22 protein-coding genes are annotated in these 21,716 nt (G+C 31.0%); 11 read left to right on the top strand and 11 right to left on the bottom strand.

Translation table 11 applies throughout. From position 1 onward, the window contains the following. Nucleotides 1–264 precede the first annotated feature (264 nt). Nucleotides 265–1,041, bottom strand: a complete 777-nt coding sequence (locus tag FNL83_RS03065) for an N-acetylglucosaminidase (protein ID WP_001832638.1) — start codon at nt 1,039–1,041, stop codon at nt 265–267. Nucleotides 1,042–1,062: 21 nt separating this feature from the next. Further along, nucleotides 1,063–1,338, bottom strand: a complete 276-nt coding sequence (locus FNL83_RS03060) for a hypothetical protein (RefSeq protein WP_001830049.1) — start codon at nt 1,336–1,338, stop codon at nt 1,063–1,065. 832 nt (nt 1,339–2,170) lie between these two features. On the opposite strand from FNL83_RS03060, the gene FNL83_RS03050 reads away from it, so the two are divergent. Then, complete coding sequence (locus FNL83_RS03050; protein WP_142191174.1) at nt 2,171–3,865, top strand: IS1182-like element ISSep1 family transposase; 1,695 nt, start codon at nt 2,171–2,173, stop codon at nt 3,863–3,865. Between the two features lie 19 nt (nt 3,866–3,884). On the opposite strand, the gene FNL83_RS03045 is transcribed toward FNL83_RS03050, so the two are convergent. Then, nucleotides 3,885–4,835, bottom strand: coding sequence for an LCP family glycopolymer transferase (locus tag FNL83_RS03045; RefSeq protein ID WP_001830043.1), 951 nt, complete (start codon nt 4,833–4,835; stop codon nt 3,885–3,887). Nucleotides 4,836–5,023: 188 nt separating this feature from the next. Next, nucleotides 5,024–5,839, bottom strand: a complete 816-nt coding sequence (locus FNL83_RS03040) for an inositol monophosphatase family protein (protein WP_001830034.1) — start codon at nt 5,837–5,839, stop codon at nt 5,024–5,026. A 428-nt stretch (nt 5,840–6,267) separates the two neighbouring features. Between FNL83_RS03040 and FNL83_RS03035 the strand changes: the two genes are divergently transcribed. Beyond that, nucleotides 6,268–6,957 carry a helix-turn-helix transcriptional regulator gene (locus FNL83_RS03035; protein WP_001830039.1) on the top strand — a complete coding sequence of 230 codons (690 nt, stop codon included), beginning with the start codon at nt 6,268–6,270 and terminating at the stop codon, nt 6,955–6,957. A 178-nt stretch (nt 6,958–7,135) separates the two neighbouring features. Here the strand turns inward: FNL83_RS03035 and FNL83_RS03030 are convergent, their stop codons facing one another. Beyond that, nucleotides 7,136–7,882, bottom strand: a complete 747-nt coding sequence (locus tag FNL83_RS03030; protein WP_002468207.1) for a CPBP family intramembrane glutamic endopeptidase — start codon at nt 7,880–7,882, stop codon at nt 7,136–7,138. A gap of 51 nt (nt 7,883–7,933) precedes the next feature. Here FNL83_RS03030 and FNL83_RS03025 point away from each other — a divergent pair, with 51 nt between their 5' ends. From FNL83_RS03025 to FNL83_RS03005, 5 genes are all read left to right on the top strand, one after another. Then, nucleotides 7,934–8,269 (top strand): hypothetical protein, encoded by a 336-nt coding sequence (locus FNL83_RS03025; RefSeq protein WP_002469322.1) that lies wholly within the window; start codon nt 7,934–7,936, stop codon nt 8,267–8,269. Between the two features lie 179 nt (nt 8,270–8,448). Then, nucleotides 8,449–9,501 carry a MupG family TIM beta-alpha barrel fold protein gene (locus FNL83_RS03020; RefSeq protein WP_002468185.1) on the top strand — a complete coding sequence of 351 codons (1,053 nt, stop codon included), beginning with the start codon at nt 8,449–8,451 and terminating at the stop codon, nt 9,499–9,501. Next, entirely contained in the window at nt 9,498–10,385 is an 888-nt protein-coding gene (gene murQ, locus FNL83_RS03015) for an N-acetylmuramic acid 6-phosphate etherase (RefSeq protein ID WP_002456966.1), read from the top strand. Before FNL83_RS03020 ends, murQ begins: the two co-directional genes overlap by 4 nt. Nucleotides 10,386–10,397: 12 nt before the next feature. Further along, nucleotides 10,398–11,822, top strand: coding sequence for a PTS transporter subunit EIIC (locus tag FNL83_RS03010; RefSeq protein WP_001830059.1), 1,425 nt, complete (start codon nt 10,398–10,400; stop codon nt 11,820–11,822). Nucleotides 11,823–11,835: 13 nt separating this feature from the next. Next, the gene (locus FNL83_RS03005; protein ID WP_002469323.1) at nt 11,836–12,708 is read left to right on the top strand and encodes a MurR/RpiR family transcriptional regulator; all 873 of its coding nucleotides are present in this window, start codon (nt 11,836–11,838) and stop codon (nt 12,706–12,708) included. A 122-nt stretch (nt 12,709–12,830) separates the two neighbouring features. Here FNL83_RS03005 and FNL83_RS03000 read toward each other — a convergent pair whose 3' ends face one another. After that, nucleotides 12,831–14,207 (bottom strand): amino acid permease, encoded by a 1,377-nt coding sequence (locus FNL83_RS03000; protein ID WP_002456964.1) that lies wholly within the window; start codon nt 14,205–14,207, stop codon nt 12,831–12,833. Nucleotides 14,208–14,605: 398 nt separating this feature from the next. On the opposite strand from FNL83_RS03000, the gene FNL83_RS02995 reads away from it, so the two are divergent. Continuing rightward, on the top strand, nt 14,606–14,962 hold the full coding sequence (locus FNL83_RS02995; protein WP_002456963.1) for a hypothetical protein: 357 nt from the start codon (nt 14,606–14,608) through the stop codon (nt 14,960–14,962). After that, nucleotides 14,959–15,144 carry a hypothetical protein gene (locus FNL83_RS02990; RefSeq protein WP_001830056.1) on the top strand — a complete coding sequence of 62 codons (186 nt, stop codon included), beginning with the start codon at nt 14,959–14,961 and terminating at the stop codon, nt 15,142–15,144. Before FNL83_RS02995 ends, FNL83_RS02990 begins: the two co-directional genes overlap by 4 nt. Before the next feature lie 178 nt (nt 15,145–15,322). Here the strand turns inward: FNL83_RS02990 and FNL83_RS02985 are convergent, their stop codons facing one another. The 3 genes from FNL83_RS02985 to FNL83_RS02975 form a co-directional block, all read right to left on the bottom strand. Continuing rightward, the gene (locus tag FNL83_RS02985) at nt 15,323–16,522 is read right to left on the bottom strand and encodes an IS110-like element ISSep2 family transposase (protein ID WP_083315720.1); all 1,200 of its coding nucleotides are present in this window, start codon (nt 16,520–16,522) and stop codon (nt 15,323–15,325) included. A gap of 497 nt (nt 16,523–17,019) precedes the next feature. Continuing rightward, nucleotides 17,020–17,208 carry a hypothetical protein gene (locus tag FNL83_RS02980; RefSeq protein WP_002438441.1) on the bottom strand — a complete coding sequence of 63 codons (189 nt, stop codon included), beginning with the start codon at nt 17,206–17,208 and terminating at the stop codon, nt 17,020–17,022. A 17-nt stretch (nt 17,209–17,225) separates the two neighbouring features. Then, nucleotides 17,226–17,861 carry an HAD-IA family hydrolase gene (locus FNL83_RS02975; protein ID WP_002469500.1) on the bottom strand — a complete coding sequence of 212 codons (636 nt, stop codon included), beginning with the start codon at nt 17,859–17,861 and terminating at the stop codon, nt 17,226–17,228. Between the two features lie 300 nt (nt 17,862–18,161). On the opposite strand from FNL83_RS02975, the gene FNL83_RS02970 reads away from it, so the two are divergent. Beyond that, entirely contained in the window at nt 18,162–18,692 is a 531-nt protein-coding gene (locus FNL83_RS02970) for a hypothetical protein (RefSeq protein ID WP_001830032.1), read from the top strand. A 104-nt stretch (nt 18,693–18,796) separates the two neighbouring features. Here the strand turns inward: FNL83_RS02970 and FNL83_RS02965 are convergent, their stop codons facing one another. Next, nucleotides 18,797–20,386 carry an alpha-glucoside-specific PTS transporter subunit IIBC gene (locus FNL83_RS02965; RefSeq protein ID WP_002456961.1) on the bottom strand — a complete coding sequence of 530 codons (1,590 nt, stop codon included), beginning with the start codon at nt 20,384–20,386 and terminating at the stop codon, nt 18,797–18,799. 197 nt (nt 20,387–20,583) lie between these two features. On the opposite strand from FNL83_RS02965, the gene FNL83_RS02960 reads away from it, so the two are divergent. Beyond that, complete coding sequence (locus FNL83_RS02960; protein WP_002438434.1) at nt 20,584–21,345, top strand: MurR/RpiR family transcriptional regulator; 762 nt, start codon at nt 20,584–20,586, stop codon at nt 21,343–21,345. 223 nt (nt 21,346–21,568) lie between these two features. Here the strand turns inward: FNL83_RS02960 and FNL83_RS12035 are convergent, their stop codons facing one another. Continuing rightward, nucleotides 21,569–21,706: a hypothetical protein gene (locus FNL83_RS12035; RefSeq protein ID WP_162139018.1), complete on the bottom strand. Its 138-nt coding sequence runs from the start codon at nt 21,704–21,706 to the stop codon at nt 21,569–21,571. Between the last annotated feature and the right edge of the window lie 10 nt (nt 21,707–21,716).

The following is a 21,716-nucleotide window of genomic DNA, read 5'->3' as shown; positions in this document are numbered from 1 at the left end:
TATATCTAATCTTTCTATTGTTAATGCTTACTTTAAATTTTCACTCTATTGTAAAAGAAATATTTAAAAATTCAAAAGGGGTATATGCTTACGAATATTCTTTTAAACCTAAAAAACCTGAGACATCTTTTATTGTCCCAAGTTTTTTATCATATAGCTAATCATTGACAAAGTTAAAACTACTCTGTTTGAAGCTATTCATATATAAATTGCCAAAATAGAATGAAACACTTAGTTGATTGCTAACTCATTCTCTAATTTTATTTATTTGTAATATTTTTTTCTTATATGATCTTTTTTTATTCCATATTTATCATAGTATTTCTCCATTAAATCAGCTATATTATTGGCCCACTGAATATCACTAGCATATTGATGTTGGCCTGGATTTTGTGGGTTCCACCGCATTTGATATAAGCTCAATTGATTATTTTTAAAGTAATGGTATCTCACAAACCACGCGCCACCCATTATCGCTTTTTCAGGAGTGGTCCACTTCTTCTGTTTAGCAAAACTCTTACCAGTCTTTACAGCATCTTCATCAAAAGCACCAATACCAAAAAAGTTATAATAGTGATGGTTACCTTCTTTAATTCCTTTTGATAAATCTGATTGACCATTTCCTGTCTCAACTAGTGCATGACTGATGAGATATAGGATATTCACTTCATATTTATCTTGGGCTTTAATAAACGTTGATCCCTTATTTTCTAAAATACCTTTTCCTTTTAAGATATGGTTAACTTCCTTCTCTGACATAGGTACTTTTTCTGATATATCCATGTACTTCAAATCATTATCACTATGTTTTATTTGCATAGCTTTCTCTATATCTTGTTTGGAAGCATATATAAACTTACCATTAACTTCTTTAGTATGGATATTTCCCTCACTTGTTTGAAGAGACACCGCTTCTTTAAATGTATGTTTAACATCATTTTTAAAAAGGTTTGTATCAAATATAAGAAAAAGTATTGCTAAAATGACGAGTATGCTAATTATGAACAATGTCGTCATTCGAAGCCGAGTATTCTTTAACATTTCAACTAACTCCTAAAAATTTTAAGATAATACAAAATAGGCTATTACGATAGCAATCATCACTATAAAGAACGAGACATTAATTGCAATTTTCATACCTGTACGGTGTCTGAACATAACATTAAAAATGACGAGACTAATTGTTAATGATACAACAAAAAATGCAATAGCTAACATGAGCTTTAGCATAATTAAACAGATGATTCCAATAACTAATAGTACATTAGATGTGATTGCTAGAGCTTTTAATACTTTAGGATTGATATGCGTCACTCCTTCTATGATATTTAATAACATTACTAATCATACATGATTAGAAGAATAAATGTCGACTCATAATACGGTAAAAAGTTTTTATATCAAATGTACTAGAAATTTAAGTGATAGATGTTAGTTTAAAAATATATTAAACCGTACTAGATTTAGTTATTACGAGACATTCCTCTAAGCAGATTTAACATATATCATACTACGATTGATATCATCATCACGTAAAAATCCAACAAGAATGTTAATTGTTGTTTTGTCACCAGGTTTGGTTAGATTTGTAGAATGTATCCACTGTTTAAACGTGATAATAATTCACTTAAGTTTTCAACATCTAATTCTTCTAGCAAAAAGACAAGTTGTGCGATATTTGTTAAAACGTCTGAATATATATATCTTTATTTCAAGCCATTAGCATTGAATATCATAACCTTTTGTTTAATAGACATTGAATTACATATTAGCTCAGTTTATTTAAGTATTAGTTAAAAGAAAATGATATATAATGCAATATAATCCTTAAAAATTTAGCAAAAATGTTTAAAACTAAAATAAGAGAATATTTAACTCAGCCATCTTTAATTTGCAAAAAGAGCCTGGGACATAATTCCTATCAAAATAGACAGTAAATGAGTTTTCATAAATTCATTTACTGGCTTCTTTATTTACAATACTTCGTATTGTTGGCTCGCTTTCTTAGGGGACAGCTTCAGCCTGTAGTCTTCAGCTTGTCCTGTTCCCTCAAGAGTCTCGCCAAAATACTTTGTATTCATATGTAATTTTACATTAAAATACTTTAAAAAAATAAGGCCCTTTCGTATAATTTAATAAACATCACTAAACTAAATTAACGAGGTGCCTTATGTATAAAGATTATAACATGACTCAACTTACTCTACCAATGGAAACTTCAGTTCTTATCCCCACAAATGATATTTCACGACATGTAAATGATATTGTAGAAACAATTCCCGAGACTGAATTCGATGAATTCAGACATCATCGAGGTGCAACATCATACCATCCAAAAATGATGTTAAAAGTAGTTTTATATGCCTACACCCAATCTGTGTTTTCAGGACGTAAGATAGAAAAATTACTCAATGATAGTATCCGAATGATGTGGCTATCACAAAATCAAAAGCCTTCTTATAAAACGATTAATCGATTTAGAGTAAATCCCAAAGTAGACGCTTTATTAGAATCATTATTTATTCAATTTCATAGTCAGTGTTTGAAACAAAATCTTATTGATGATCAGGCCATTTTTATTGATGGTACGAAAGTTGAGGCAAATGCCAATCGATATACATTTGTATGGAAAAAGAGTATTCAAAACCATGAGTCAAGAATGAATGAAAACTCTAAAGCACTCTATCATGAATTGGTGATAAATAAAATCATACCTGAGATTAAAAAAGATCATGATAATGACTTAACAAAAGAAGAAATAGATTTGATTGGTAGTCATTTAGATAAAGAAATCGAAGATTTAAACCAACATATCGATAATGAAAAATGTACTAAAATAAGAAAACAAATACGGCTCAAAAGAACTAAAATTAAAAAATACAAAAAGCAAATTAATGATTACTCTCAGCGAAAGCATAAATACGAAGTCCAAAAATCTATTTTAAAGGATAGAAATAGTTATTCTAAAACAGATCACGATGCCACATTTATGAGAATGAAAGAAGATCATATGAAAAATGGACAACTTAAACCGGGGTATAATTTACAAATAGCGACAAATTCTCAATTTGTTTTATTTTATGATGTGTATCAAAATCCGACTGATACAAGAACAATGATACCTTTTTTAAATACAATACAAGAGACCTACGGTCATTTACCTGAATATATTGTAGCTGACGCAGGTTATGGTAGCGAAGCCAATTATATGGCAATTATAGATAATTTTAATCGAACGCCACTCATAACTTATGGAATGTTTATAAAAGATAAAACTAAAAAATATAAAAGTGACATCTTTAATACTCAAAATTGGGATTATGACGAAATTAACGATGAATTCATTTGTCCGAATAATAAAAGACTAGGATTTAAAAGATATGCCTATCGTCATGATAAATATGGTTTTAAACGAGACTTTAAATTATATGAATGTGATGATTGTTCAGAATGCCCTCTGAAACAACAATGTATGAACTTCAATTCAAAAACAAATAAAAAAATAATGAAAAATTATAATTGGGAATATTTTAAAGCCCAAATTAATAAAAAGCTTTCAGAACCAAAAACAAAAACCATCTACAGTCAAAGAAAAATTGATGTGGAGCCTGTTTTTGGATTTATGAAGGCTATTTTGGGTTTCACTAGAATGTCCGTTCGAGGGATAGATAAAGCCAAAAGAGAATTAGGATTTGTGCTAATGGCACTTAATATAAGAAAAGTAACAGCTCAACGAGCTGAAAATAATCAAAAAAATAATAAAAAAGACAATTTCTATATTATTTCAATAGAAATTGTCTTTTTTTACTTATCCTGGGACTTTATGTCCCACACTCTTTTAACTCAAGCATTACACTATATGTGATTTTAAAAATTTTTCTTTTTTATAAATTTAAATTGTCTCTTAGTAATTGTGTATTTTCATTTTTAGATGCATCACTTGGTATGAAATAGTACAAACCGTCATTTTGTATACCACCTTCACCCTCTAACTGATGTCGATTAACTTGGTCATTAGCATCTTTATACTTAGTTCTAATTGTATTAAGATCACCTAATTTTAAATCTGTTTTAACATTTTTCTGAATTTGATTCATTAATGTATTAAAATGAGTGATTGAAGAAGCGCTTGTCAACTTATCTGCCATCGCTTCTAAGATAAGTTGCTGACGCTCTTGTCTACCAAAATCGCCTCCTGCCCCATCTTCTTTACGACTTCTAATAAAGTCCATGGCAGCATCACCATCTACGTGTGTTTTTTCACCTTTAACAAAGTGATTAGCCCCCATTGTAAATGTACTATTACTTACGACATCAACGCCACCTAATGTATCAATCATGTCATGTAGTCCATCCATGTCAATCGTAGCGTAATGGTCAATTGGAACATTCATTAATTTTTCAATTGTTTTAACAGCCATGTTAGGACCGCCATAAGCGTATGCATGGTTAATCTTTTCTTCAGTACCTCGACCTGCTATTTCTGCTTTGGTATCACGTGGAATACTTACTAGCTCAGTTTTCTTTTCTTTCGGATTAATGGAAAGTACCATGATTGTATCACTTCGTTCCCCACCGCCTTGTTGCTTTCGCTTTTCATCAGAATCTACGCCAAAAAGTGCAATAGTAAATGGATCACCATTTTTTAAATTTACTTTTCCAGAACGTAATTCAGAATGATTTCTATTTAACGGATTATGTATTTTGTCTCCTGTAATAAATATTTTTGCACTAACATAAATAACTGCAATGATTGCTAATAGAAATAAAATTCCCACTACCCATAGTAGTATTTTCATCGGCAGGCTCATTTTTCTTTTATCTGATCTTTGCATCCCTACCACTCCTATTCAATAATTTTGTTGTTTTATGATACATAGGTCATTATATTATAAATAAATTTATTTGGTATACATCTATAGACCTATTCATTAATTATTTTAAATTTTCTTTAAGAAATCGTATAGTTTAAATGTATAAAATCTCTATAGAGCTAATTTGATATAATTTATAAAAATATACATTAACCACGCTCGATATGATGACTACTCTTTGAATAGCCTCCGCCTTCATTTAAGATACGTATCATATCATCGTAACAACCAGGATTACTAATAATAAATGGGCCCGCCTTACTAAAATCAAGAGGTTCACCATTTATTTGTGTCATAATCAAACCTAGTTCTCTTGCAAAAAGAAATTGTGCTGAAATATCCCATGGCTTAGGATTCGTATTAATGTGTGCCCCAAACTGACCTTTTATCACTCGAATAGAATCAAGACCACAAGACCCAATACTTCTAAAATCAAAGGCTGATTGAAATAAAGATTGAACCGTCTCTTCTTTTAACACTTGTGGTTTAAATGAAATAATTGCCTCTCTTAAACCAATTCTTTTTGGCATTGTCATTAATTGATTGTTTTCGTAGGCTCCTATACCAGCAATTGCTCTATATAATCTTTGATGTGGATAATCATAAATATATGAAAGTTTAGGTTCCCCATCAATAAAATATCCTATTATGATACAGTAATCTTCTTGTTGTTTCACTAAATTACTTGTTCCATCTATAGGATCCATAATCCAGAGGTGACCCTCGTAAGGTGTTATATCTGAGTTATCTTTCTCTTCAGCTAGTAATTGATGTGTAGGATAATGTTCCTGAAGAAAGTTTTGAAAATGATTCTGAATTTGTTTATCAACATTAGTAACTAAATCAAACCTATCTTTTTTTGTTGATGTTTCCATTTTCTCAACCAAACGTGGAATGATATCGTCTAAACCACGTATCCATTGACATATGTATTCATCTAATTTTTTTAAATAAAGTTCTGTCATAATTTCACCTTCATTTCATTGTTTCAAAGACTATCGTGCTTTCATTTAAAATCATTATAGTTATATGTAAAATCTATTGTAAATCATAGTGTTATAAAATGAGAATTTGTATCAATAAAAATTAAAAAATCGGCTAGTCAATAACTAGCCGACAAATAGAAAGGAAAGTAAGTAATAAATATTGAAGATGTTTTGATGTAACTTGAACGATTATACAGCTATCTAATATGTAGCTCTACCCCTTTGTCTAATCGCTCCCCCTGTTACAAATATTATAGTATCATATTGCCTTTATTTTTGTAAGCGTTTTCTAAAAGTTTTTTTGTATAATTTTACACTATCGCGGAGTTGAAACAATCAAAATGTCATCATTGTCGCTTATATGTTATAATAATTGTAATATGTAATGTTTATGGAGGTGACTTTCATTGAATAAATTAGAACGTCAAAATCGAATTATTCAAACTATTCAAAGTTCTGACAAAATTACTGCATCCCAGCTTGCAAAACAATTTAACGTATCTAAGAGAACTATTTTACGTGATATTGATGAATTAGAAGATCAAGGGGTAAAAGTATATGCTCGTCATGGCAAATTAGGCGGTTATCAAATCAAAGATGCACATGCTAAAATCACCTTATCGTTAACTGAACAGCAACTTTCGGCATTATTTTTAACACTAAATGAAAGTCAGTCCAATTCCACTTTACCTTATCAAAATGAAATTCGAGCAATAATCAAGCAATGTTTAAATTTACCTCAAACACGATTACGTAAATTGCTAAAAAAAATGGATTATTATATTAAATTTGAAGATTCTAATCATGTCACACTACCTCAATTATTTTCTGATATTTTAATTTATTGCACGGAGCGTAATGTGATGTTAGTAGATTTAAATGAAAATAATCAAATTCAAGCTGAAAATGTGATTTTTATAGGCTTAATATGCAAAAATGCTGTTTGGCATGCTGTTGTATTTGAAATCGGTAGAGGTTACACTCGTGAATTATCTATCCTGGATATTCAAGATATCTCATATTCTTTTGAAAAAACGATACAAACCCAAGATATCTCAATTGAAAATTATCGACAGTTTTTAGCGCCTTCTGAATGATAAAAATAAAGCCTGGGATAGCCGAATGGCCCCAGGCATTTTAACACACTAGTAGCTGTCTATAGAGTTATTAATGTACACTTCTATTTTTAAACTTTCATTTTCGTCCCAGTGACAAAACTATACCTCTCTTTAGTAATTTCCCGTTATAACTACTGCTCGGAAATATATTTTTAAATCATTTACTGAATACAACTATAATTGTCCAAATGAATGATATGAAATTATTTAACATATGTAAGCTAATTGATGAAGCTAAGTTTCTATTCGATTTTAAGTAAACATATACTAATGCTATTGCCAGTATTAAATATGCTCCAAATTCAAATGGGGACTTAGCATCACTCACATGTATATATGTAAAAGACAATGCTGATATAACCCCCATCACAATAAAGTTAAACTTTTTACCTAGTTCACCTATTAACAAATGTCTAAATACCAATTCTTCAACAATAGGTCCTACAATTACAATAAGTACAAATGCAAAAGGAATAAATATACCACTTTTAAATAATTCATTGAGTTCAAGTTCATTTTGCGTTTCACTATATTGCAAATATTTAGGTAATAGTTCAATTAATTTGTCATAAACATTAGAAATAATAAAAGATGCACACATGACGATAATTATAAACAACCAATGCTTTTTCAAATAATCAAAACCACTCTTAACTCTATCTACAAATGAATTGATATGTAAAAAATAAAAAGCTAATATCACTAAAATATATGACATAAATTGTCCTAGAGTTCCAATCATAGTAAGTTGTAATTCATTAATACTTTGAAAAGCTATAGCAGCAATTGTTAAACCTATAAAGCTAAATATAAATATACATAGAAAGCCTATCGCAATTAAACTGAAATCACGCCATACTATATCTTTAAACCTATAACTTTGCCTTTTTTTATCTTTTTTCATCATTGTATCCTTTCCACTCACCAATAATTATTCAATCATATGGGAGGCTTTATGAATTATTTAGAAATTTCACTACATATTGAACAACAACTTGTTAAATTACTCTCTCTGAGTGAAAATGCGAAATACTATGCACTCATACATCATAACAAATTTGAATCTTTTATAGATGATTTCAACCTTACTGTAAATCAAGAGATGAAATGGGCAATGTCTCATCAATTGTTGTTGAATTCTAATGATACGCTTGTATCGTACTGCCAATTGATTCGAAGGTTAAACGATTCTCCACTTTTAACTTTAAACCAAGGACATATAATTTATTACATTAATACACAACAAACACTCATTCACCGACAGTTACTCAAACATAAACAAGCTCTTTAGTATATTCAAATGTTTCTATACTACTATACTATTAATTATATATTAACGTTAAAAATAATTATAAATATCAATCTCTTATAATTAAAACATTAAATTATTTATTCTATTTACTAAATTGTAAACTTGTTGCAATAAGGTTATAATTAGCCATGATTAGGTATCAAGAAGGAGTGTTTAAAATGCTTGGTTTCTCAGTCTATCTAGGACAGAATTTAGATCGAGATTATATTTTAAATATGGCTGACTTAGGCTATGATGTAGTTTTTACTTCACTACAGATACCTGAGGAAGACAAGAAAAATCAAATGGCTTATTTGGGAGACTTATGCCAACTATTATCAGCCTATCAAATCACTTATATTATCGATGTAACCCCTTCATTACTTAATCAAACTATTTACAGTTATTTGAACCAATTACCTCATGGGGATTTTTATATTCGTATAGATAATCAATTAAATATTGACCTTATCAAAGACATTATCAGTCACGGCTTCAAATGCTGTCTTAATGCTAGTACATTAACTGATAGCATGTTAGCGCACATATATTGTACTGATTTTAATAATCAACTTTTATACTGTCATAATTATTATCCTAGACCTGATACTGGTTTATCTATCTCATTTATTGAAGAAAAAAATCAACTCATAAGAAAATACGATGCGCATGCAAAAATTTGTGCTTTTATACCTGGCACGCAGAAGAGAGGCCCCTTATTCAAAGGTCTTCCTACAGTTGAAAAACATCGTTTTGAACACCCTCTTATTGCTGCACAAGACCTTCAATTAACGGGTATATCTGACATTATAATTAGTGATACGCTATTATCACACATTTATGCGGAACAATTATCTAATATGTGGCTATATCGACACTTTATTTTACACTTAGATCAACTAGACTCCTCATTTACATCACAAGTTTTAAAGATACACACATCAAGATTAGATTCACCTGAACATGTAATTCGATCTCAATATTCTCGTACAGATAATCAACAGACTGTCCCAATGATAGGATCGGCACATAGAGATCAAGGAGATATCACAATTGATAATCACTTGAATGGTCGTTATGAAGGAGAAATTCAAGTTATAAAAGCTCCTATGCCAGGTCATTCCCACATCAATTGTATTGGTCATGTTTGTGATAAAGATGTTCCATTGTTATCACTGATTCAACCTGGAGATACTTTTAAATTTGTATATACGAAGGAGAATAACAAATGAATCATTTAACTACTGAAACGAGAAATATACAAACGATGCATCTGGATGAAATGAATCTAAGTGATGCATTAAAAACTATGAATCAAGAAGATCAATTAGTACCTAAAGCGATAGAACCTGTTATTCCTAATTTAACAAAAGTGATAGAGAGTGCAATTCAACGCTTTAATAATGGAGGACGAATTATTTATATTGGTGCAGGTACAAGTGGAAGACTTGGCGTACTAGATGCAGCAGAATGTGTTCCAACTTTTAACGTTTCACCAAATGATATTATTGGAATCATCGCTGGTGGACAAAAAGCTATGACGGTAGCTATTGAAGGTGCAGAAGATGATGCTGAACAAGGTGCACAGGATTTAAAGAACATCCATCTTCAATCCAAAGATATTGTTGTGGGTATTTCTGCTAGTGGACGTACACCATATGTAAAAGGTGCACTAGTTTATGCAAATAAAATGAATGCAGAAACAGTCGCACTCTCTTGTAACGTTCACAGTGATATAAGTAAAAATTCAAATCACGTATTAGAAATCAATGTGGGACCTGAAGTATTAACAGGCTCTACGAGATTAAAATCAGGTACTGCTCAAAAATTAGTTTTAAATATGATTTCTACAATGACAATGATTGGCGTGGGTAAAGTTTATGATAATTTAATGGTTGATTTACGACCTACAAATCAAAAGTTAATCCATCGTTCTATTCGCATAATTCAAGATGTGTGTGATTTAAATCATCAAGAGGCTATAGAATTATATGAAAAATCAGACCACAATATCAAAATAGCTATCGTAATGCACTTATGTTCCACAACTCAACAAGATGCAAGACTTCGTTTAAAACAAAATAATGGAGTGATTAAGCAAGCTATCAACACTTAAGGAGGAGATTCCATGAGTAAAGAAGAACGTCTTGCCAAAGACATTACCCACGCATTAGGCGGTTCTCAAAACATAAGCAATATCATCCATTGTATGACTCGAGTTCGTATTAAAGTACACAATGATGCAAAAGTTAATTATGATGAATTAAAATCAATCAATGGCGTATTAGGCGTTGTTGAAGATGAAAGAATTCAAGTTGTTGTTGGACCGGGGATTGTTAATAAAGTTGCTAAACTTATGGCTGACCAGTCAGGAGCAACTCTAGCTGAAGAGACGACTGAAAATCAAAGTTATAAATCACAGGCAGAAAAACGTGCGTATGAACATAAAAAACAATTCCAAAGTCAACGAAAACAAAGTAAATGGAATAAAGTGTTAAAATCTATTGCTAATATCTTTATACCTTTAATACCAGCATTTATAGGTGCAGGATTAATCGGTGGGATTGCAGCAATACTTAGTAACTTGCTTACAGCAGGTTCCATTTCAGGTCAATGGATTCAACAAATTGTTACTGTCTTAAATGTTATTAAAGATGGTATGTTATTTTACTTAGCTATTTTCACTGGTATTAACTCAGCGAAAGTATTCGGTGCTACACCAGGTTTAGGTGGAGTAATCGGTGGTACTACATTACTAACCGGTATCACGGATGAAAATCCAATTAAAAATATTTTCACTGGAGAACATCTAGCTGCTGGACAAGGTGGTATTATTGGTGTTATCTTCGCAGTTTGGTTATTAAGCATGGTTGAGAAACGACTACATAAAATAATACCTAACTCTATTGATATCATCGTAACGCCCACAATAACCTTACTACTTATTGGTTTGTTAACTATATTTATAATCATGCCACTAGCTGGCTTTGTCTCCGATGGTCTTGTTTATGTAATTAACTGGATTATTGGAGTAGGAGGCATTTTCAGTGGATTCATTATAGGAGCATTCTTTTTACCTTTAGTCATGCTAGGATTACATCATATCTTCACCCCAATCCATATCGAATTAATCAATCAAACTGGCTCCACTTACTTGTTACCTATTGCCGCTATGGCTGGTGCTGGACAAGTCGGTGCGGCGATTGCATTGTGGGTGAGATGCGGTAAAAATAAAGAATTACGTAATACGCTCAAAGGTGCCCTTCCTGTAGGGTTCTTAGGTATAGGTGAACCTTTAATTTATGGTGTAACACTTCCATTAGGTCGCCCTTTCTTCACTGCGTGTATAGGTGGCGGTGTTGGTGGTGCTGTCATTGGTGGTATCGGTCATATTGGGGCGACAGCTGTAGGACCAAGTGGTATTTCATTATTACCATTGATTGCTAATAATATGTATCTCGGTTACATCGTAGGTTTACTAGCTGCTTATGCGGGTGGCTTTATCTTTACTTATTTCTTCGGCACAACTAAAGAAATGAGAAATCCTGAATAAATGGGTGATTTAATTGCCAAACATTTTGTATAAGATTGACAACCAGTATCCCTATTTCACTAAAAACGAGAAAAAAATTGCGCAATTTATTCTCAACTATCCTCATAAAGTTGTTAATATGACTTCTCAAGAAATTGCAAATCAATTAGAAACTAGTTCTACTTCTATCATACGTCTAAGTAAAAAGGTAACACCCGGTGGCTTTAATGAACTTAAAACACGTTTGTCTAAATTTTTACCTAAAGAAGTCACACAATATAATGTTGAGTTAGTTGATAACGAAAGTACAATTTCACTTAAAAACAAATTGCATTCTCGCTCTAAGGCAGCGTTAAGTAATGCTAATGAAACCATTAACGTTGCTATCATCGATGAAATTTGTGATCTAATTAAAAATTCTGAAACCATATTTATTTACGGCTATGGTGCCTCATTTGTTGTAGCAACAGATTTATATCAAAAATTATCTCGCATCGGTCTAAATATTCAACTAGTGCATGAAACTCATATTTTCACCACTATGTTAGCAACACGTAACTCTAATGATTGTGTTATATTTATATCTAACAATGGTACTCAAAGTGAAATGCAATCTATTGCTAAAGTCATTGCAGACTATCACATTCCCATTGCGACTATTTCAAGCACTTCTGATAATCCAGTTGCAAAGCAATCTAATATTGTTTTAACCTATGGACAAACCGATGAAAATGAGATGCGTATGGGAGCCACAACTTCGTTATTTGCACAAATGTTTACTATTGATATATTGTACTATCGATATATTGCGCTAAATTATCAATCATCTTTAGATTTTATTACTCAATCAAAAATTGCATTAGATAATTACCGTAAACATCTCTCGAATATAGATTTTAAACATTAAAATAATAAAAAGCGATTCTTTATACTTATCCTAGAAAAGATAATGTATGAAAGAATCGCTTTAATTTATACTAACTCTTAAAAATTACTGATTTTAACAATCAATCTTCATTTCATCTTTTATTATATTTGTCGTTCCTTTTTGTGATATCTAATAAGATAATAAAGTGTCACAGCTGTTAAAAACACGATACCAATAACAACCGATACTACAGTTTCTTTGTTAAGTAACATACCGACTAATACTAGGAGTAAAAACATGATAGTTAAATAATTGGCAATTGCCCCTCCCGGCATTTTAAAAGGATGATTGTGAACCTTTTCAGGATGTAACCTTCTAAATCTTAGATGACTAAATAAAATCATAAACCAAGGTATCATTCCCGGTAAAATAGAGGCACTATATACATATACAAAGATACTATCAGCTCCATCAATAATTAATGGAAGTATAACATTTAATAAAGCACCAATTAATATTCCCATAGATACTGCAAATACAGTGTAGAAAGGTACGCCATTTTTCATTACTTTAGTAAATACTTTAGGCATTTGTCCTTTTTTTGCCAAAGTATAAATCATTCGACTTGCACTAAAAATACCTGAATTACAACCAGACAATGCTGCTGTTAAGACTACAAAGTTTATTAAACCAGCAGCAAACGTAATGCCCACTTTAGCAAACGTTGCAACAAAAGGACTACCAATACTACCTAATTGGTTCCAAGGATATACTGATACAATGACAAAAATTGCACCAATATAGAAAATTAAAATTCTCCATATCACTCCGTTGACTGCCTTTACAATATTTGTTTGAGGATTTTTGGTTTCACCTGCTGAGATGCCAATCAATTCAACACCTTGGTATGATCCAATCACAATAGATAAAGCAAAGAAAAATCCAATGAATCCATTTGGCATAAATCCACCATGTGACCATAAGTTAGAAATCCCTATTGGATTCCCTCCATTGCCTATACCAAATAAAATTAATCCTAATCCTGCAATAATCATTAATACAATAGTTACAACTTTAATTAAGGCAAACCAAAATTCAAACTCTCCAAACGCTTTTACTGAAACTAGGTTAGCAGCCATCAAAAAGAGAACTGCTATCACTCCTGGTATCCAATTAGGAAGGCTTGGGAACCAGTAGTTCATATATTCTCCTACTGCAATCACTTCACTCATGCCGACGACAACCCATTGAAATACATTGCTCCAAGCAGTCATGTAGCCAGCTGCTGGATGAATATAGTCACTAGCAAACGTCGCAAAAGAACCAGTGGTTGGATTAATATATATCATTTCACCCATGGCTCTCATGATTAAAAATAAAAAAATACCAGCAATTAAATATGCAAGAATAACTGATGGACCTGTCCACTTAATTGTGCTTGTTGCTCCCATAAAAAGACCAACACCAATTGTTCCACCAAGAGCAATCATCTGCATCTGACGTGCATTCAATCCCCTTTGCAACTCATTATTTTCCATAACTTGACCCCATCTCTAAATCTAGATTGAATTTTTGATAATCTTATTTCCGTAATTATACTACAAATTGACAAAATTGAAACAATATTTTTACAATTCTGTAAAAGCGCTTACCTATCCTGCTAAGATGTTTTCTTGCTTTTTGATAACACTCATATTAAAATCTTTTTGATAATAGAGATTATAGAGCAAACGAAATAGTTCAGTACACACTCTTATAGTTGATTTAAAATATTAACAGCTTACCACCTAGCTATATAACACAAAATGATTGTTAAAACTATATACAATGTCATTTCAAATTTAACTTAAATCACATTACCATTTTACCTATGTCTTTGCTCTTAATAATTATTTAAATATGATATACTTTTTTTAAATAGTAAAGGAGTGCTCATATGAATAAAGCGCTTGTTATACGTGCAATCAAATTTTCTTTAATATTTATGACTGCATTTTTAATTCTTAATTTATTGACTATGAAAGAGGCTTCAATATCGTCTATTATTGTACGAACTGTCATTGCAGCTATTGTTTTCTTTGTCATTTATATCATTGTATTTACAATTTTAAGTTCGTCAGAACGTAAACTTATTTATGGTACAACTTTGCCTATTGCGCTTTTTATATGCCTTATATTCGGAGCAATTTTTTTCACTCCGCGTATAGGTATCATTGCCGGACTAATTATAGGTGTGTTTGCTGGTGTCATATGGGAGTTCTTAAATAGAAAAAATGGAGGTCGCTCATCTTGACTATTATTATCGGACTCATTGTAATTATTTTGTTAATCATTAGTTTACTTCCAAATTATAAAGCAATGGTATTAGCTAAGCAGCAAGGCCAAAAACCTACACGATATACTATTATGGTAGGCATTGATTTATTATTAATTATACTTATTATAGTAACATTAGTATTAAAATTGATTATGTAAGTTCAACAAAATTACTGTTTAATAGACAGTAAAAAAGTCTGGGACATTATGATTTATGTCCCAGACTTTTTCCTACGATTAGTCAAGTACTTATAATTAAAATAAGCATTACTTAACTAAACCGTTCATTTTAATTTTTTTGAATAAGGTGTTAAACTATATTTGATTGTACGTTTGGCTAATGTGGTGACATTTGATAATCGTACAATTTATGATTCATTACAAGATAATGAATTGTTTTTAATAATCGATTTATACAAGCAATGATGGCAGTCTTATGAGGTTTCTCATTAGGCTGCTTTCTTAGTTTGTAGTAATAATCGACGACATGATTGTCATAATGATGCTGCCCTCTTATTATATTCATAATCACCCAAAATAAAAGTTTTCTCGCTTTTTTATTACCACGCTTGTTGATGGTATCTCTACAGTGTGTATGACCTGATTGATATCGTTTGATATCAATGCCAACAAAAGCATTGAGTTGTTTATTTGATTTAAATCGCTTAATATCACCAATCTCCCCAATAATCATAGCTGTGCTTAGCTTACCAATACCAGGTATCGAATGAATATTTTCAAAATAATCGAGTTGTTGTGCTAATTGAATCATGGCATCATCTAATTGTTTGAGATGATGAATAGATTGTTTTAATTGTTGAATAAGTAAGCGTAATTTTTCGACTAGAAAGGAATGTCTATCGACATTAGGATAGCTTTCTTGAGCAATCACCCTTAATTGAAGTGCATATTTTGTAGCTTTATCCATTGACATTCCCTTATCTGTAGAATTGAATATATGTGTAATCAGTACCTCCTTGTCGATATCAAGAACCATGTCTGAATGAGTAAAGATTTCTGCGATGTTGAGTGCAATGATTGAATATCGACTACTAAACAATCTTTCTAAACCAGGGAATGTTTGATGGAGTAATTCAAGGATCTGAAATTTAAGTCGATTTTGTTCATTCTCGATTTCTAGATGAAAACGGACGCGTTCTCTTAATTCAAAGAATATTAACTCATGTATAGGTAAGTTGTCTGTTTGTTTAAGCGTCGGTCCTAAACAAGCAAGCTTATGAGCATCTGCCTGATCAGTTTTCCATGATCTTAGAGCGCTCGTTTTAAATTTGGCTTCTAACGGATTCATTTGAATATAGTTAATTTGATTTACACAACAAAATCGTTCCATACCTCTTGAATAGATACCTGTAGATTCAAAAATGAGTTGTGGGTGGTCTAAGTCATTCAAATACTTGAGTAAATAATTGTAACCATTTTTATTATTCTGGATGAAAAACTCTTTTTGGAATTTTCCATTTTTATAATGTGCAACTACACTACTTCTTTTACTAATATCAACACCTAAGTAATCGATAAAAAAACCTCCTTTGAATAATTGAGAAGCTAAAAACTTTACTTAACCTTTCTCATTTCATTTTCCTATACACGGTTTCAAGAACCCAACATACTACAAACGAATTTCAAAAGGCGAGAGTAAAGCTGACTTGTTTTTTATACGGATTTAAAATCCAAGAGTCTGGACAGTCTACTTCTCTCTATAACTATAAAAAATAGCTATGAAAAAATCTATCGTCATAGATTTCTTCATAGCTAATCTTAGTATGTTTAGTAAGTGCGCTCGATGATTGATTTAAACATATACCTCAATCTATCATGATTTTCAAATCTCGTTATTAGTGAACAACTAAGATATTTATACGAATTTTGAGTCCCTCATTTAATATTTATATTCAAACTAGTATAAATCATTAATATTAATTTTAGATTTCTTTTCTATAATATAAATAACAAACTTATTTTAGTTAAGTTAACTTTACCATTGTTCTAAATCAACTCAGACTGTAAATAGCCTTATAATTTGCCTTGAAGAAACAAAAAATAGCAAATCGTGGCGAGAATAAGGTACACAAGAGAACCAATAATAAACGATCGAAATTGAACATGTAAAGGTGTACGTTTATTAAATATCGGTCCCAATATAAGATTACCCACTCCTATAATTACTGGACCTGCTATGAAAAATAGGATAATATAGCCCATTTTTGAATACCTCCAATTTATTCTTTAAATAAAGAATTCTTTATATCTTCAAATTCCATATCCTGTCCAACACATTGAACTGTCGAAAAATCTTGATCCTTCGTTATTATATTCGTATTAACGACAACATCTAATCCTGCTAGCATCGCTGCAGTAGCACCATTGACAGAATCTTCAATTGCTAAGCAGGTTGTAGGATTATAATTAAGCTCTTGTACGGCTTTTAAATAAATTTCCGGATTAGGTTGAACACTATCGACATTTTCACGACCAACAACAACATCAATATATGTATCTAGTCCTAATTGTTTAAATATAGGATATATATTCTTTTTATAACTACTTGTAGTAATCGCCATTGGGATATGACGTTTTTTTAAATATTGCATCAATTGAATGATTGTAGAATTTACCGGCAATTCAACACTTGTTTGATAATATTGATCATAAATTTTTTCTTTATTTTTGAAACCAATAGCATCTTCTAAATATGTATGTAATTCAGTAGCTTCACCGCCAATAAATTGTTTATAGAATTCTAAAGAAATCGGCGCTACTTGATGGATTTTTAAATGTGTATTTATTAAATCGAACAAATGCTTTTCGGTATCAATGACAGTACCATCAAAATCAAACACTACAGCTTTATACATATTGTCATCTCCTTTCAATATTTATTATTTTTCATACTAACATAATTTGATTTAAGCTTGCTTCTAAATAACTAAGCATCAAATAATATAAAATCTGGTTCTTAACTATGCAATGAATAAAACTTTTCTTTCAATGATTACTCATTCGAAATAAGATAACTATAATCTTTCAACTTCAATCAAAAGTCTTAGTGATTCTAAAAAAAAAGAGTGGTACAATTTATTTAAACGAACAGCGTATAAAATATAAGCATTCATATCATTTTCATACATATATTGTTAACGATTGGAGGTCCCCATATGTTGATTGATAAATTTGAAACCTACATCATTAATGTTGCAGGTTTGAAATCTCGCTCAACGCGAAAAAAATTAATACATTTATGTAAAGAAATTACTTTTTGTGAATCTTTTCAGTATTCTATCATTAAGCAAAACAATGTGTTCGCATTGGAAGTTAGCCTCCCCAAGCTACAACTACCTTATCTGATAAGTTTCTTAAGTTTCCACAATTATGCTATTTATCAAATACTTTTACCCAACCGTGTAAATGAACTTCTTGATTCAGAACAACTTTACCAATCTATTAAACGCTTTGATTTAGCGATCGATGGTTTACAAGATGCCTTCATTAAAGATAAAGTCATCGATATTATGAATATGTTTGCGAATCATCATAATGTGAATTATACATTAAATAATAATTGCGCGAGCGTCACATGTCCTCCTGAGATTTTCACAAAGCTGCTTCAAACTATTGCAACGCGTAATATTGATATCCTATCAGCAAGTTATAGAGCAAAAATGCTACATAAAGCACGCATTTCATGAATAGAAAGATAGAATATATGAGCAAGAATAACTTATTTACACATATAAATACAAAAACTCCCAAAATAATCTCTATTTGAATTATTTTGGGAGTTACTTTATATCTAAGATAGATCATCATTTACAATATTTTCAAATGCTTCTCTTACCTGAGGTACAGACATTCCAACGACGACTTGAACACTTTTGCCACTTTTTACTAAACCATGAGACATTTGATTATGTGTAAAATAGGCACTTTCTTGAACTTTACTTTCGTCTTTAACAGTTAAACGTAGACGTGTCGTACAATTTGTAACGTCTTTAATATTTTCTTTTCCTCCAAGACCTTCTAGGTAGTACATCGCCTTTTCTTCATATTCACTATTAGGTGAATGATTGCGAGTTGAATCTCCTTTTTTATCTTTATAATCTTGTTTGGAAAATAATTTAACTTCTTCTTCACCTTTCTTACGTCCTGGTAATGGAATATCAAATTTTAAAATTAAATATTTAAATAAGAAGTAGTAAATTGCAACAAAGATTAAACCAATTACTACTTGAAAGACATATGTCATCCAATGTGCTTTTCCTAATGGTATCCAGTTAGTTGCAATAAAATCTAGTACACCGCCACCCATATTACCTACAACACCAAATCCATACATCAGTGTATCCATAGTTGCTGCTAGTAGTGCATGTAATACGAATAAAAATGGCGCAATAAATAAGAATGTAAATTCAAGTGGTTCTGTAATACCAGCTACTACTGCCGTAAGTGTTGCTGGTATTAATAATGCAGCAACTTTTTTACGATTTTCTTTTGGTGTAGTTGCATACATTGCCAATGCTATACCTAGACAACCAAAAACCTTTCCATTTCCTTGCAACATAAATCCATATGGGAATTGTTCTTTAAGTGGTTTATTACTTTCGGCAAACTGGTTTAAGTGTTGAAGCCATTCTGCTTTCAAACCATGATTAACAACTACTGGACCTACTTCGATTGGTGCATAGATAAAATGATGCAATCCTGTAGGTATTAGTACACGCTCTAAGAAATGATATAACCAAACACCTATATAACCTGATGCAACAATAAAATATTGAATTGAAGCAATACCGTGTTGAATCGTTGGCCAAACAACACAAGTGATTGCTGCCACTGGTAGCATGACAAAGAAAGAGATTGTTACAACGAATGTTAATCCTTGAAATACACCTAACATTTCAGGTAAACGCTTACTGTAATATCTATTATGTATCCACGTTATTATTCCTGAGATAATGATTGCACCTAAAATATTGGTATCTAACGTTTCAATACCTGCAATCGATTTTAATCCTGTTGTGTTTTCTACACCTTTTTTTAAATTAGCGCCAAAAGTATGTGGCCATTGAGTTAAAATTGCATTGATAAAAGTATTAAACATTAAATATCCCATTAGAGCTGCTAAAGCTGCATGTCCTGGTGCTTTTTTAGCAAGAGATAATGGTAAGCCAACTACAAAGACAATTTCCATATGTGTAAATATTACCCAACCACCTGATTCAATAACAGACCAAAATTTAAACCAAAATGTTTGCTGATCAGCTAATCCTCCCATAATGGTTGGATTTTTAAATAATGTAGCGAATCCCAAAACAATACCGAAAAAAGCAAACATTAAAACAGGTACTATCATTGCACTACCAAATCGTTTAATTGCATTCATTTTTGAATACCTCCCACTTCCCTTAATTATGATAACTAATATATGTTTATCTTTATTGCTCTTTATTTAATAAGTTATTACCAATATATAGTAAACGCTTACATAATGACAATGACGTTGACGCACTTTGAAACATTTTTGTATAATTAGATTATATTTTCATATAAAGAAAATATTTTCAGTGATGAGGTGTTAAGATGATTTTAGATGAACGTGTAAACTCTAATTTCGATCAATTAAATGATAATGATATACAAATTGCACATTATGTTAATACACATATAGATGTTTGCAAAAATATGAAAATACAAGATTTAGCCTCACAGACACATGCTTCAAATGCTACGATTCATCGCTTCACTCGTAAACTAGGTTTTGATGGTTATAGTGACTTTAAATCCTTTTTAAAATTTGAAGATAGTAAGAATCATCAACTTCCTTCTGATTCTATGGAGCAATTTAAACAAGAAATTGAAAATACATTCAACTATTTAGAACGTATTGATTATCGTTTATTAACTCACAAAATGCATCATGCTACAACAATATACTTATATGGTACTGGACGTGCACAGATGAATGTCGCTGAAGAAGCACAACGTATACTGTTGACTATGCATAAAAATATTATATTGTTACATGATGTTCATGAACTAAAGATGGTGTTAAACAAGACAATTCCAGAAGATTTGTTTTTCATCATTTCACTTTCTGGCGAAACACATCAACTTAAAGAAGTCACACAATTGCTTCAACTGAGACAAAAATATTTTATTTCCGTAACAACAATGAAAGACAATACATTGGCACAACAAGCTGATTACAATGTCTATGTTTCAAGCAATACCTTCTATTTAAACGATGGTACTGATTATTCCAGTTTTATTAGCTATCACATTTTCTTTGAAACACTACTAAGAAAATATAACGAATATAAAGAGAATCATGAATTAACATAGGAAAGTGAGTCATCATATCATTGAATTCAATTCTAACTCTATTTATAAATACTATTTGTCAGGTTCATTTTCAACTTAGACACTGACAATTAAATTATTAAAAAAAGGCTGGGACAAAAAGTTCCAAGATAAGTAAATAAAGACAATTTCTATTGAAATAATATAGGAATTGTCTTTTTTATAATTTTTTGATGATTTTCAACTCGTTGAGCTGTTACTTTTCTTATATTAAGCCACGATGATATCTGAATTCATCGAATTCAGTATCGGGAATTGTTTCTGCAATATCATTTACATGTCGTGAAATATCATTTGTGGGGATAAGAACTGAAGTTTCCATTAGTAGAGTATGTTGAGTCATGTTATAGTCT

It is taken from the genome of Staphylococcus epidermidis, from assembly GCF_006742205.1.
Classification (GTDB): domain Bacteria; phylum Bacillota; class Bacilli; order Staphylococcales; family Staphylococcaceae; genus Staphylococcus; species Staphylococcus epidermidis.
Note: the sequence above shows the minus strand (reverse complement) of the source record. Positions and strands in the feature narration are given on the sequence as shown.